At 39.3% G+C, this 13549-nt stretch carries 13 protein-coding genes; 7 read left to right on the top strand and 6 right to left on the bottom strand.

Going from position 1 to position 13549, the window contains the following annotated elements; translation table 11 throughout:
* Positions 1–4: 4 nt before the first annotated feature.
* A complete protein-coding gene (gene thrB, locus IEU71_RS03515) occupies positions 5–883 on the bottom strand; it encodes a homoserine kinase (RefSeq protein WP_004913148.1) in 879 nt (292 codons plus the stop codon).
* Entirely contained in the window at positions 880–2157 is a 1278-nt protein-coding gene (locus IEU71_RS03510) for a homoserine dehydrogenase (RefSeq protein WP_004913151.1), read from the bottom strand. Before IEU71_RS03510 ends, thrB begins: the two co-directional genes overlap by 4 nt.
* A 107-nt stretch (positions 2158–2264) precedes the next feature.
* Between IEU71_RS03510 and thrC the strand changes: the two genes are divergently transcribed.
* The 6 genes from thrC (at position 2265) to IEU71_RS03480 (ending at position 8491) form a co-directional block, all read left to right on the top strand.
* Positions 2265–3734 (top strand): threonine synthase, encoded by a 1470-nt coding sequence (gene thrC / locus IEU71_RS03505; protein WP_004913154.1) that lies wholly within the window; start codon positions 2265–2267, stop codon positions 3732–3734.
* Between the two features lie 92 nt (positions 3735–3826).
* Positions 3827–5059, top strand: coding sequence for a serine hydroxymethyltransferase (glyA, locus tag IEU71_RS03500; protein ID WP_004913157.1), 1233 nt, complete (start codon positions 3827–3829; stop codon positions 5057–5059).
* A gap of 37 nt (positions 5060–5096) precedes the next feature.
* Complete coding sequence (locus tag IEU71_RS03495; protein WP_036066837.1) at positions 5097–5645, top strand: 5-formyltetrahydrofolate cyclo-ligase; 549 nt, start codon at positions 5097–5099, stop codon at positions 5643–5645.
* Between the two features lie 98 nt (positions 5646–5743).
* Positions 5744–6163 (top strand): MarR family winged helix-turn-helix transcriptional regulator, encoded by a 420-nt coding sequence (locus IEU71_RS03490; protein WP_004913161.1) that lies wholly within the window; start codon positions 5744–5746, stop codon positions 6161–6163.
* 11 nt (positions 6164–6174) lie between these two features.
* A complete protein-coding gene (locus IEU71_RS03485; RefSeq protein ID WP_004913163.1) occupies positions 6175–7086 on the top strand; it encodes a cation transporter in 912 nt (303 codons plus the stop codon).
* A gap of 208 nt (positions 7087–7294) precedes the next feature.
* Positions 7295–8491 (top strand): SAM-dependent methyltransferase, encoded by a 1197-nt coding sequence (locus IEU71_RS03480; protein ID WP_004913167.1) that lies wholly within the window; start codon positions 7295–7297, stop codon positions 8489–8491.
* A gap of 51 nt (positions 8492–8542) precedes the next feature.
* Here the strand turns inward: IEU71_RS03480 and IEU71_RS03475 are convergent, their stop codons facing one another.
* The 4 genes from IEU71_RS03475 to rbsR form a co-directional block, all read right to left on the bottom strand.
* The gene (locus tag IEU71_RS03475) at positions 8543–9457 is read right to left on the bottom strand and encodes a DMT family transporter (RefSeq protein WP_188349629.1); all 915 of its coding nucleotides are present in this window, start codon (positions 9455–9457) and stop codon (positions 8543–8545) included.
* Positions 9457–10149 (bottom strand): ribose-5-phosphate isomerase RpiA, encoded by a 693-nt coding sequence (gene rpiA / locus IEU71_RS03470; protein WP_004913174.1) that lies wholly within the window; start codon positions 10147–10149, stop codon positions 9457–9459. The genes IEU71_RS03475 and rpiA overlap by 1 nt, the downstream gene beginning before the upstream one ends.
* Positions 10150–10151: 2 nt before the next feature.
* Positions 10152–11099 carry a ribokinase gene (rbsK, locus tag IEU71_RS03465; protein WP_004913178.1) on the bottom strand — a complete coding sequence of 316 codons (948 nt, stop codon included), beginning with the start codon at positions 11097–11099 and terminating at the stop codon, positions 10152–10154.
* A gap of 149 nt (positions 11100–11248) precedes the next feature.
* On the bottom strand, positions 11249–12247 hold the full coding sequence (gene rbsR / locus IEU71_RS03460) for a ribose utilization transcriptional repressor RbsR (protein WP_004913180.1): 999 nt from the start codon (positions 12245–12247) through the stop codon (positions 11249–11251).
* Positions 12248–12392: 145 nt separating this feature from the next.
* On the opposite strand from rbsR, the gene IEU71_RS03455 reads away from it, so the two are divergent.
* The gene (locus tag IEU71_RS03455) at positions 12393–13475 is read left to right on the top strand and encodes a NupC/NupG family nucleoside CNT transporter (RefSeq protein WP_004913185.1); all 1083 of its coding nucleotides are present in this window, start codon (positions 12393–12395) and stop codon (positions 13473–13475) included.
* The last annotated feature ends 74 nt before the right edge of the window (positions 13476–13549 follow it).

Raw genomic sequence — 13549 nt, 5'->3', positions numbered from 1 at the left:
CCTCCTAATCATTTGTTTGAACTATACTACCGGTAAAATCAGTATGTAGATGATATGTTTTTCCGGGTAATTGGGCCAAATCAATCGCCGTCATTAATTGCTGAGCTTCCGTTTCATCAACAACAGAAATAATAGTTGGGCCAGCACCCGATAAATAAGTACCAATAATATTTTGCTGATGAGCGATACGCCGAATGATGGCTAGTTCTGGGGCCAGATGTGCTCGCGCCTTTTCATGAAATTGATCTTGTTCAATTAGTTGCCGTGCAGTTTCGATACTATTGGCAGCCAGAGCAGCTACAAGTGTATTACTAATTGCGCTTGCAGCAACTGATTGTTTGAATTCTAAGGTTTCTGGTAGAGCAGCACGTGCTTTTTCCGTTAAGAGTTGGTAATCTGGTATAAAAGTAACAAAACTTAATGACTCGGGAAAATGCAATGGGGCATGAAAGACTGTTGTGCCATCATAAAATGCAGCGACAGCACCGCCAAATATGGCAGGCGCAACATTGTCTGGATGGCCTTCCAATTTTGTTGCAATTTGAAGTAAATCATCTTGAGTATAGTGCTTATTGTCCAGAATATTAACCATTGACAAGGCAGCAATTAAAGCTGATGAAGAAGACCCGAGGCCACGTGCAAGTGGAATATCTGATTTCACGACTAGTCGATGTGGTTTTAGCAGAGGAGAAATACGCAACGCCGTTGCAACAATAAAATTATTTTGATCAGAAGGCATGCTATCGCCGTAATCATGAATGATTTCCCAAGTGTCCGTGGGTTCGTGAATTTCAAGTGTTAAGTATAGATTTAAAGCCACGCCCAAAGAGTCAAATCCCGGACCAATGTTAGCGCTTGTGGCTGGTACTTTTATTGTAATCATGAGAAAATTTTGTACTCCGAGACTAAGTTGATGCCGTCTGCATTACGAATAGTTGTTTTAATGACGTTTAATTGTGCGTCTGAGGCAGGATATGTGAGTGCAACAAGGCGTGCATAGCCATTTTTGGCCGGTGTTTGTTTTAAATCGGTGAAACTAATTTTTGCCGAAGTAAACATACCTGTCACTGAGTACATAGCACCGGGTGTATCAGCGACATCAACGACCACAAATCGACGTGCCACACGTTGAGAAGGTTTGGCTAAATCAAGATTTTGATTAAATGTGTTGAATGGTTTACCTGGCGTGTAGTTTGTGGCAACATTTGTCAAATCACTTAAAACGGAGTTGGCAGTTGGCATTTCACCCGCACCGGGACCATAAAGCATGACTTCGCCAACGGACTCACCATTAACCAAGACAGCATTGTTTTCATTATGAACTGTCGCTAATGGATGATCAAAAGGTACTAGGTGAGGGGCCACTTCAATACTAATGGCGTTATTTGAATCCCCAACACGTTGCGCAACACCAAGTAATTTGATACCATAGCCAAAACTTTGGGCATCTTCGATATCTAAATCCGTTAAGTTCGTGATGCCACTGATACTAACATCTCCCAAAACGGGTTGTACACCGAAAGCAAAATTTGAAAGAATAATGAGTTTATAAGCGGCGTCGAAACCAGCTACATCATTAGTAGGATCAGCTTCAGCAAATCCTTTTTCTTGTGCCAAAGCCAAAGCATTATCGTATGTCAAACCATTTGATGCCATTTGTGTCAAAATAAAATTACTTGTACCATTAATAATACCTGCTACACGAGTGATTTCATCTGCAGTAAAGCTAGTCGCAAGCGTTCGCAAAATTGGGATACCACCGGCTACGGCAGCCTCATAATAAAGGTCAACGCCATTTTCGTTAGCTAAATTGGCAAGTTCTTGACCATGACTAGCGATAAGATCTTTGTTAGCAGTCACGACGTGCTTCTTGGCAGTAATCGCTTGTTTAATGATATCGTAGGCCCCTGAAACACCACCCATGACTTCCACAACAATCTGAATATCAGGATTGTTTAAAATGTCAGCAGGTTGGTCAGTAATTGGAAAATCTTGGACAAATCCGGTTCGCTTTTTATTTAAATTGTGTACAACAGCATGACGGACTACCAAATTAGCGCCAGTCCGTTCTGTAATTTGAGGTGCATTTTGTTGTAAAATTTTAACGACACCAGTGCCGACTGTTCCAAGCCCAAAAAGACCAATTCCAAGTTCCATATTTTTTTCCTTTTATATTTAATGTCTTATAATTTTATCATTTTTAAAGCAACAAATAAATAGATTTGTTATAATAAATTAAAATAACAATAAAGGAACTTAATTAAATGCAGTATATATCAACGCGCGGGGGAGCACCAGCAGTTTCTGCTAGTCAGGCTATATTGAATGGTATTGCACCAGATGGTGGCCTTTATGTACCAGAAGCGTGGCCGGAAATATCAGTAGATTGGGACACACTTAGCCATCAAACGTATACAGAAATTGCAACACAAATTTTTGATGCTTTTTTTGACGATTTCAGCGTATCTGAGATCGATCATATTATTTGTAAGGCATATGGTCGTCAATGGGATAATGAGAAAATTATCACTTTACATCAAGAAAATAACTTACATTATATCGAGCTATTTCATGGCCCGACATTAGCATTTAAAGATGTTGCACTGCAGGCTTTGCCTCATCTGCTAACAACTGCAGCCAAAAAGCAAGCCATTAGTGATAAGGTCGTCATTTTGACCGCGACTTCTGGTGATACTGGGACAGCGGCTATGAGCGGATTTGCTGATGTACCGAACACGGAAATTGTGGTGTTTTATCCAGAAGTTGGTGTCAGTGATATTCAACGTCAACAAATGGTAAGTGAAACTGGTAAAAACGCTCATGTCACAGCAATCACGGGTAATTTTGATGATGCACAAAAAGCAGTTAAGACATTATTGAGCAATCAAAAACTCATTCAAGAACTAGCTGATCATCACATGCGTTTTTCGTCGGCAAACTCAATTAACATTGGTCGACTAGTGCCACAAATTGTTTATTATTTTTATAGTTACGCTCAACTAATTAAACAAAAGAATATCAAGGTTGGGGATAAAATTAATATTGTTGTGCCAACCGGTAATTTTGGTAATGTTTTGGCGGCTTACTATGCTAGCCAGATTGGGCTGCCAGTTAATGAGTTTGTGGTTGCTTCAAATGAAAACAATGTTTTGACAGACTTTTTTACTACCGGTGTTTATGATAGCAAGCGACCTTTTAAAGTCACAAATGCGCCAGCGATGGACATTTTAGTATCGAGCAATTTAGAGCGACTGTTATACTTTGCCAGTGATCGTGATGCTTCAGAAGTTCAATCATATATGACAGCATTAGCTAATGAAGGTCAATACAAATTGTCTGAACGCACACGGCGCAATTTGAAACAGTTCAAATCGAGCTTTGCAACACAAGCACAAGTGAGCGACACTATCTTGTCGGTATTTAATCAAACCAATTATTTGATTGATCCTCATACTGCTGTTGGGCGCTATGTATATCAGTCAATCAGTAATCAAGCAACGCCAACTCTGTTAGCGGCTACTGCGAGCCCATATAAATTCCCACAGACTATGTTATCAGCGCTTGGTGATAAGCCAATTGAAGGCGCTGAAGCATTGACAAATTTGTCAAGTAAGACAAATACAGACATTCCAAGTCAGGTGCTAACTTTATTTGATAAACCAATCTTGCATCAAAAAGTAATTACACCAAATGATATTTTAAAATCTTTAAAAACCGAACTCTTTGATAAATAAGACACAATATTTCGGTAAAATGTACGATATTAGGACAAAATAATGAACGTTTGCGTGTATAATATAATTATATTAAATGCAAGGAGAACGTAATGTCATATCGTGAATTAGATTCTGAAGTGTGGAGCGCCATTCAACAAGAAGGTGCCCGTCAAAACCGGACAATTGAGTTAATTGCTTCCGAAAATTTTGCTTCAAAAGCTGTTCGTGCAGCACAAGGCTCTGTGTTAACGAACAAATATGCTGAAGGTTATCCTTACAAACGTTATTACGGTGGTACTGAGTATGTTGATGTAGTGGAACAACTCGCTATTGATCGCCTTAAGGAACTATTTGGTGCTGAATATGCAAACGTACAACCTCATTCAGGATCTCAAGCTAACGCAGCTGCCTATATGGCATTCTTGAAGCCAGGCGATAAGATTCTTGGGATGGATTTGGATGCTGGTGGTCATTTAACACACGGCGCCAAGGTTAGTTTTTCTGGTAAAATGTATCAGTCTTATACTTATGGTCTTGATGCTGAAACTGAGCGACTAGACTATGAGGCAATTGCCAAGCAAGCACGTGAGGTGAAGCCACAAATGATTGTTGCTGGTGCTTCTGCGTATTCACGTATTATTGATTTTCAAAAGTTCCGTGATATTGCCGATGAAGTCGGTGCATATTTGATGGTTGATATGGCACATATCGCAGGGCTCGTGGCGGCAGGATTGCATCCTAACCCAGTTGGCGTTGCTGATGTTGTCACTTCAACGACACACAAGACGCTACGTGGACCACGTGGTGGTGTCATCTTGTCACAGGAAAAGTATGCAAAGCAAATTAATTCAGCTATTTTTCCTGGATCACAAGGCGGCCCACTGGAACATGTTATTGCTGGTAAGGCTATTGCATTTGGTGAGGCATTACGACCAGAATTTAAAGCGTATGCAAAACAAGTCATCCTCAACGCGCAGGCAATGACTGAAGTATTCAATGATACAACCGATATTCGTGTTGTTACAGGTGGCACAGATAATCACTTGTTTAACTTGGATTTGACCCAAACCGGTTTAAACGGTAAGCAAACGCAAGAGCTACTTGATTCAGTATCAATTACGACCAATAAAGAAGCATTACCTAATGAACAACTCAGTCCTTTCGTGACCTCTGGTATTCGAATTGGTACTCCAGCAATTACGACGCGTGGCTTTAGTGAAGATGACGCACGTCGAGTTGCAGAACTGATTGTAACAGCTATTCATCATCATGATGATGAGAAAGTGTTAAAGCAAGTCAAGCGTGACGCAGAAGTGTTGGCAATGTCACATTTGTTTGAATAAAATGGAAGCTGGCTTAGCCAGCTTTTTTGGTGAAATTATGATCAATAAAAACGAACAACGGCAACTGCAAAAAGAAGCATTAAAAACATTATCAATACATCAAAAGCAGACTGAATCAAATCGACTCTATCAGCTGCTTTTTGAGACAGCTGCTTGGCAGGAGACAGGGACGATTGCTGTGACATTGAGTATGCCAATAGAACTAGATACAGCGCCGATTATTGAAGCTGCTTGGTCAGCAAACAAAAAAACTGTTGTCCCTAAGATTGTTAATCATCAAATGATATTTGTGCCATTTGATGATGGTTCTAGCTTGCAGACAGGTCAGTTGTCAATTCGAGAACCTGTGACCGAAGTAGCTGTATCAGCCAACAAAATTGATATGGTAATCGTTCCAGGTTTAGCATTTACAAGAAGTGGCGCTCGTCTTGGATTTGGTGCAGGATACTATGACCGATTTTTGGTAAATTATACTGGAAAGACAATTGCGTTAGCGCTAAGTCCACAGATTAAACAAAATATACCCATCGAAGCTCATGATCAGTTAATTCAAGAAGTGTTAACGGTTCATACAACAAAAGAATAGAAATATCTTTTTTGTTGACAAATGAAGTTTCAGTGGTATAGTTAACATAAGTAGTTAACAAAAGTAACTACTTATGTTAACTACTTAGGGGTGGTGTAATGGAACAAATTAGTCAACTGTTTTCAAAACTGTATGACAAAGTGGCTATTAATTATCAAAATAGTCCGACAAGAAGTCAGCTTTTTCCGGAGTTGTCGGCTAATGATGAATATTATTTAGATATTTTGTATAGTCAATTAGAAACAACAGCAACTCAATTTGCAGATCAAGCGGGTATTTCAAAACCTGCGGCGACACGTATTGTCAAAAGATTTGTCGCCGCTGGTTACTTGGTTAAAAAGCCGTCTAAACATGATAAAAGAGTGATTTTTCTGACGTTAAGTCCAGAAATGTCACAACATTGTCAACAGAATTATCGCCTCTTTGATCAGGTATTCTTAGATGCGATATCAATTTTAGACGAATCAGAGCAACAGCAGTTGCAACAACTAATGCTTAAAGTTGATCGTAATTTGTAAAGGAAGTTCAAATGAATCAAAAACGAATTGAACAACGTGGCTTGTGGCTGGGCATTCTGATTAATAGCATTATGGCTGTGTCAGGTATTACGGTTTTTTTAATTACCGATATTGAAGCACTATTTGTAGATGCTTACTTTACTGTTATTACACTGGTTTCAGGAATAGTATCCATTATTATTTCAAAAGTTAGTAGCAAAAAGAGTCAACGATTTCCGGATGGTTTATTTGTTTTAGAACCGATATTTTCTTTATGTCAGTCGCTATTGACAATCATTCTATTGTCTTTATCAGTGATTACTGTCAGCGTTAAAGCCTATCGTTATTTTGCCTTTGGGGAAGGGCAAATGATGAATGTGGGACCTGTATTACCATACGAAATGGTAATGGTATGTTTATCTTTCACTTTATCATGGTTTTATGCGCGACAAAATAAGAAAATCAACAATAGTAGTACGATGTTATTGACTGAAACAAAAGGAACACTAATTGATGGCATTATGTCTTCCGGTATTGGCTTAGCAGCCTTGCTGATTTTCTTTATTCCAGTCAATTCACCATTACATTTTTTGTTGTATACTGGCGATTTTTTTGTCACGGTAACCTTAATTGCTTTTACTATCAAAATGCCTTTCCAAGTGATTAAGCTAGCTTTTATTGAAATTAGTGGCGGCGTGCTTCAAAATAAACAAGTTCAGCAAAAAGTTGAGCATGTTGTTCGAACAAATCTTACGGATGATATTTTAGTTAAGTCATGTGTTATTTACAAAACAGGAATGGCTTTTAGGGTACGAGTATTGATTAACGGTTCATCTCACGACAGCATTAACCTGAAAAAATTAGCACAGCAGAAACAACAAATCCTGACAGAATTACGCCATAAATTTGCTTTCATGAATCTCAATTTAGTTTACGACAGTTAACATCGTAATCTCATTGTTAATTTATTGACAAAAAATGAATTTTTTATCGTAATGAACCGTGTTTGACTGACTGGGCGCCAGAAAAATTCCGAATTTTGTATTATTTATTGATATCTTAATTTTTAAGAATTGGTATTGTGATATTGTTTTGATTTGACTTTTAATTCATGCTTTTCTAAAATAGCTTTATGTTAGAAAAGGGGAATTTATGATTGACAAAGCGATTTACAAGCAAATTTTAAAGTCCAGTTTTGACGCCCCAATCGACGTTGAATTTTGGGATGGTGAAACAGTGCATTTTGGGGAAGGCGAATCAATTGCCAAAATCATTATGCATGAACTCATTCCCATCAAGGAAATTGTCGCCCATGCTTCACTTACTTTTGGTGAAGCCTACATGGATGGCAAAATCGAGATTCAAGGTGACTTGCAAGAACTAGTTACGTTGGCTTACCGCTCACAGGATAGCTTTTTCAATAACAGCAAGTTTTCTAAATTAATACCTAAGCACTCACATTCTGAAAAAGTCAGCAAAAATGATGTGCAAAGTCACTACGACATTGGTAATGATTTTTATGAGATGTGGTTGGATAAAACCATGACGTATTCTTGTGCTTATTTTGCCAGTGAAAGTGACACTTTGGAAGCTGCACAGATGAATAAGGTACGTCACATTCTCAACAAGTTGCACGCCCAAGAGGGTGAAACACTACTAGACATTGGCTGCGGTTGGGGAACTTTGTTATTCACAGCTGCCAAAGAGTACGGTCTAAAGGCTACTGGTGTGACACTAAGTCAGCAACAGTATGACTTTGTCTCAGACAAAATTAAAGCAGAAGGTTTGACGGGTCAAGTAAATGTGTATCTAGAAGATTATCGCGAGCTAAAAGAGCAATACGATCATGTTACCTCAGTTGGCATGTTTGAACATGTTGGTAAAGAAAACCTAGCGGCCTATTTTTCAAAAATTGACCAATTACTTGTTGAAAATGGTACTGCTTTGATTCATGGTATCACTGGCCAACATAAAGGTGCTGGTGTCGATGCATGGATCAATAAGTACATTTTCCCGGGCGGTTATATTCCTAATTTGGCAGAGAATATTGACCATATTATGGACGCCCATTTGCAGGTTGATGATTTGGAGCCGCTGCGCCGACATTATCAAAAAACGCTTGAAATTTGGACCGACAACTTTCACGATGTCAGTGAAAGTGTGATATCTCGATACGGTGAGCGTTTCTATCGTATGTGGGATCTATATTTGCAAGCTTGTGCTGCGTCATTTGAATCAGGCAATATTGACGTTGTTCAGTATTTGTTGACGAAAGGTGCCTCAAGCACTAATTTACCAATGACACGTTCTTATATTTATCATGCAGATGTAGCAAGTGGTGTTAAATAATAAAAACTGTTCAATTTTAACGTTAATGTCACGTTAGAATTGAACAGTTTTTTAGAACATTTTTATTAAAATAATGCCGCTCAACATAATCAAAATGCCGATAACCTGAGTCACTGAGACATTTTGACGTGATGATTTGAACAAGCCGAATTGTTGCACTAACATTGCACCAACCATAACACCTAGTGTTGAAATGCTGACGGTTAAACCGGGACCTAATTTAGGAATTAGGAGTGACATTAGGGTCACAAATGTACTACCAGCAACACCGGCTGACCAAGATTGTGGCATTTTAACGCCACGAATGAAGACTTGCCATGTGTTGGGTTTGAGGAAAACGAGTACAATGAGACCAATCACAAACGCCCAGAGTGCACTTACTGTTGGGTTGTCAATTAGGCTGCCGAGTTGTCCGTTGAAAGTTGATTGCACAGTACATAAGACACCAGCACCAAACGCCCATAAACGCAAGACCAAGCGTGAGGATGTTTGATTGTTTTGCGTACGGCTGGCGAGTGTTTTCCTTTGAGTGGCTAATACAACGACAATGTAAGTTCCCAATAATAACACGATCAGACCAACAATACGCAGTAACGTCATGGGAATAATATCAACGTTGAACCAGCCAACTGTTTCAAATAACATACCAGCGACAATTTGACCTAGTGTGGGTAACATGACGGTTTCAACCGCACCAATTTTTGGAAAAAGTATGATACAACTTGTGACAAAGACTAAGCCAAACAAGCCACCGCTGAGTAACCACAATGGTGCTGAAAAGAGATCAGCAATTTTAGCAAAGTCACCAATTATAATTGTTAATACGAATAGAAATAGTGTACCAACGATGTAGCCTAGAAAACTGGCGGCTATTGGGGATTTAAGGCAGGCGCTTAACTCCGCATTGATAGCGTTTTGTGCGGCTAAAATTAATCCGGCGCCCAGAGCAATGATTAAAAATAACATTAAACTTGCTCCGTATTCGTCTTTTGACGTTCTTTGATTGTCACAGTTTCACCACCAATAATGACACGATCACAAATATTAAGGAACAGGCCATGCTCGACAACGCCTACTTGACCTTCTAAATATTCCGCTAATGCATAAGGATTGTTAATGTTATTTAAATGGCAATCAATAATGTAGTGACCCGCATCAGTAACTAAAGGGTCACCATTTGCTTGGCGTCTTAATTTAGGAAAGAATCCTAGGTCGGTAAATTGACGGAATAATTGGCCATTACCGTAAGGAATCACTTCAATAGGTAGCGGAAAACTACCTAAAGTTGCGTGAACTTTACTTTCGTCAACTATCCAAATATTTTCGTTAGAGTTTTTAGCGACAATTTTTTCCATTAAGAGGGCAGCACCGCCACCTTTGATACCATTCAAATATGTATCAACTTCATCAGCGCCATCGACAGTCACATCAATATGATCGACTTCGTCAATATCCACAATGGGAATGTTGAGCTCAGCACAGTGCTGGCTAGTGACTTGTGAAGTTGTGACGCCGACAATATTGATATCTGCTTTTGCCAATGCTTCTAGGAAATATGACACAGTCGAGCCTGTGCCTAATCCGACAATCATGTTTGGTTTAATATATTGTAAGGCCGCTTCAGCAGCTTGCTTTTTTTGTAAGTTTTTATCAGTCATTATTAGCCTCTAGTCGTCACTTTTGCTTGGTTAGCAAGTCCTGCGTCAACTTCTTGTTTGTTGGGAATGGATACAATTGCGCCTGACCGACTGACTGTCAACGAACTTGCGAAGCAACTGCGTGTAACAATCATATCTAAATCAGTCATATTTGCAGAAATATTGGCGGCAACCGTACCAATAAAAGTATCTCCGGCTGCCGTGGTGTCAACAGCTTTGACTTTGAAAATGGGTAATTGATTGTGTTGATTATGGACGTTATAGTACACGCCATCGCCCCCAAGCGTGATGATGGTGTTGTGTAATCCCTTTGCTTTCAGTTGGTCAACGAGTGCAGGTAATTTTTCAGGGGCGGTTGTTGGTTCAGTGCCCGCAAGTGCTGCTGCCTCCGTTTCATTAGGGATGATTAAATCAGTGTTTAGAATTATTGTATCATCTAAATGTGACGTAATTGGGGCTGGATTTAAAATAGTCAGTGCGCCATGTTTTCTCGCAATGGCAAACCCTTCAGCCACAACAGCAGTGGGGACTTCTAATTGCGCGACAACAACATCAGCTTCGGCGATAGCTTCTTTGGCTTGCTGAATATCAGCTACGCTAAGGGCCATGTTGGCACCGCCGTATACCATGATTGTGTTATGACCATCATTTTCCAGCATAATAGTTGCTGAACCAGTTGGTTGCTTTTTAGTAAAAATATACTTTGTGCTGATATCTTCGTCATCTAATAATTGCTTAAAGGCACGGCCACGTTCGTCATCACCGACTGCGCCGATGAAAGTAACATCTGCCCCTTGACGTGCAGCTGCCACAGCTTGATTTGCGCCTTTACCACCAAAGGTACTAGCTTGATTTTGAACCGCAATTGTTTCGCCTTGTTGTGGCATGCGTTCAATCATTTGAATGGTGTCGATATTGAGACTACCAATGATCAGAACTTTATTTGTCATGATAGTTTACTCCTTAAGATAAAATGAGGTTAAACGTTTTACCTGAGTTAGGACTTTATTATAAATTAAAAAAATGTTTAAGTCAAGCAAATAAAAATCCCCGAAAACTACTTTAGATTTCGGGGAAACATAACATGTTTTTGTTTTGATTAGTCCAATAATAGTTTGGCCGTGGATTCTCGGATGACTAATTTAACGTCGAAAAACGCGGTTTGGTAAGGAAGATTAGGATGGGCGAGACGTTGCAAAATCATATTCAGTGCTGATTGCCCAATTTCGGCAACTGGTTGCGCGATAGTGGTTAATGATGGCACCATAAATTCAGCGTAGTCAGTATCATCATAACCAACAATTGACATATTTTCAGGTACTTTAACATTTTGCCATGTTAAACCACGCAAGACACCAATTGCCATTTCATCATTTAATACAAAAGCAGCTGTTGCCTGACTTTGTATTAATTGGTGGACGACAGCCAACCCGCCGTGTTTAGAGAGCGCTGATGAAATAACTGACACAGGCGTCACGTTAGCAGCTGACAGTGTATCTAAAAATCCGGCGCGACGCTGGCGCATATTATCGGTTAATTCATTGGGTAATATGAGGGCAATATCTCGGTGGCCCAAAGAAAGTAGATGGCTTGCTGCTAAGCTACCACCGGTAAATTCATTGGTTTGTACCATGTCTTGTGCGTTGATATCGGCATTCTGATCTAATACAAGATAAGGAATATGGCGCTTTTTTAAAAAAGCATTCACAACATCGCGATTAGGTATTGGACGGCCAAAAATCAAAGCCTGAACGCCACGTTCCACTAATGAATAAATTGAACTTTGCAAGTTATCAGCAGTAGATCCGATGAACACAAGGTTAACGTCTTCAGGTGCGTTGTCCTGCATACTTTGAATGATATCAGCAAAAAAGGGCATTCTAAATGAGGGGACGATAATGCCAATCAAACGACTATGCCGTACCTTTAAATTACGAGCGGCACTGTTTGGCACATATCCCAGCTCATCACGAGCTTGTAACACTTTTTTGATAGTTTCTTCTGAAAAGCGTTCTCCCTTATTATTCAAAATTTGTGAAACAGCTGTAATTGAGACATTGGCCTTTTTTGCCACGTCCTTAATGGATATCTTATGCATCTTTTCATTCCTTGTTCTCATACTTAGTATCTATTGTACCAGTAATTTTTTTGAAAACGCTTCCAATTTCAAAATAAATATGTTACACTGTTTTCGGTTAAACGTTTTACTTAAAAATTATTGTTTTGCAAGAGAGGAATAGGTTATGTTTTTAATTGTTAATTTACTTGGCATTTTTGTTTTCATTGCCATTGCAGCGCTTCTGTCTAATGACAGAAAGAATATTCAGTGGCGGTCCGTTGGCATTGTGTTAATTCTTGAAATTGCACTTGCCGGATTTTTCACACAATTTAAAGCTGGTCAAGTTGCGGTTCAAAGTGCAGCTGATGGCTTTAATTGGTTAGTTTCAGTTGCATCACAGGGAATCGCTTTTGCATTGCCAGATTGGTTGACAGCTAACAATGGCGGACCAAACTTTGTGACTTCGGCATTGTTGCCAATTTTGTTAGTTGTACCTTTGTTCGATATTTTGACTTATATTGGATTTTTACCTTGGCTCATCAAATGGATTGGTAAAGGTCTGGCTTTTATCACTGGGCAGCCAAAATTTGAAGCATTTTTCTCAATTGAAATGATGTTTTTGGGTAACACTGAAGTGTTGGCCGTTTCAAAGTCACAACTAGATAGCATGTCAGCCCGTCGTAATTTTACGTTGGCTATGATGTCAATGAGTTGTGTCACTTCTGCTGTCATTGGTGCTTACACACAAATGGTGCCGGGAAAGTATGTACTAACTGCGATTCCATTGAACATTCTTGGTGCTATTATTGTCGCTGCTATTCTAAATCCAACTAAGGTAACTGCGGAAGAAGATGTAATTGTTAATATTACTGAAAAAGGTGAAAAGAAAGAACCTTTCTTCTCATTCTTAGGTGATTCAATTTTAGGTGCTGGTAAGTTGATTTTGATTATTACTGCTACTGTGATTGCCTTTGTTTCTCTGGCAGCCTTAATCAACCAATTGTTTAGTTTGACTGGATTCCACTGGGTGACACTTGAAAATATTTTTGGTGTTATCATGTTTCCTTTTGCATGGTTGCTTGGTTTCAGCGCTGAAGATGCTTTCCGTTTGGCACGCTTCATGGGTACTAAATTAGTAACGAATGAATTTGTTGTTATGGGTGAAGTTTCAAAGTCAATCATGGCAGGGAAAGGCGTTTTCGCTAATGAACATGCTCGTGCCGTACTGACAATTTTCTTAACAAGCTTTGCTAACTTTGGCACATGAAGTGAACCCAATAACTTGGACAAAATAAAAAAATGTCCAGAAAGTTATTGGGTTTTTCTATGTCTAAATATTCA

Source organism: Leuconostoc falkenbergense (assembly GCF_014634805.1).
GTDB classification, from domain to species: domain Bacteria; phylum Bacillota; class Bacilli; order Lactobacillales; family Lactobacillaceae; genus Leuconostoc; species Leuconostoc falkenbergense.
The sequence above is the reverse complement of the archived record's forward strand: the minus strand, read 5'-3'. Positions and strand labels throughout refer to the sequence as shown.

Bases quoted from the DNA above. Each gene is read 5' to 3' on its own strand.
- thrB (WP_004913148.1), bottom strand. From the start codon at position 883: ATGATTACAATAAAAGTACCAGCCACAAGCGCTAACATTGGTCCGGGA.
- IEU71_RS03510 (WP_004913151.1), bottom strand. From the start codon at position 2,157: ATGGAACTTGGAATTGGTCTTTTTGGGCTTGGAACAGTCGGCACTGGT.
- thrC (WP_004913154.1), top strand. From the start codon at position 2,265: ATGCAGTATATATCAACGCGCGGGGGAGCACCAGCAGTTTCTGCTAGT.
- glyA (WP_004913157.1), top strand. From the start codon at position 3,827: ATGTCATATCGTGAATTAGATTCTGAAGTGTGGAGCGCCATTCAACAA.
- IEU71_RS03495 (WP_036066837.1), top strand. From the start codon at position 5,097: ATGATCAATAAAAACGAACAACGGCAACTGCAAAAAGAAGCATTAAAA.
- IEU71_RS03490 (WP_004913161.1), top strand. From the start codon at position 5,744: ATGGAACAAATTAGTCAACTGTTTTCAAAACTGTATGACAAAGTGGCT.
- IEU71_RS03485 (WP_004913163.1), top strand. From the start codon at position 6,175: ATGAATCAAAAACGAATTGAACAACGTGGCTTGTGGCTGGGCATTCTG.
- IEU71_RS03480 (WP_004913167.1), top strand. From the start codon at position 7,295: ATGATTGACAAAGCGATTTACAAGCAAATTTTAAAGTCCAGTTTTGAC.
- IEU71_RS03475 (WP_188349629.1), bottom strand. From the start codon at position 9,457: ATGTTATTTTTAATCATTGCTCTGGGCGCCGGATTAATTTTAGCCGCA.
- rpiA (WP_004913174.1), bottom strand. From the start codon at position 10,149: ATGACTGATAAAAACTTACAAAAAAAGCAAGCTGCTGAAGCGGCCTTA.
- rbsK (WP_004913178.1), bottom strand. From the start codon at position 11,099: ATGACAAATAAAGTTCTGATCATTGGTAGTCTCAATATCGACACCATT.
- rbsR (WP_004913180.1), bottom strand. From the start codon at position 12,247: ATGCATAAGATATCCATTAAGGACGTGGCAAAAAAGGCCAATGTCTCA.
- IEU71_RS03455 (WP_004913185.1), top strand. From the start codon at position 12,393: ATGTTTTTAATTGTTAATTTACTTGGCATTTTTGTTTTCATTGCCATT.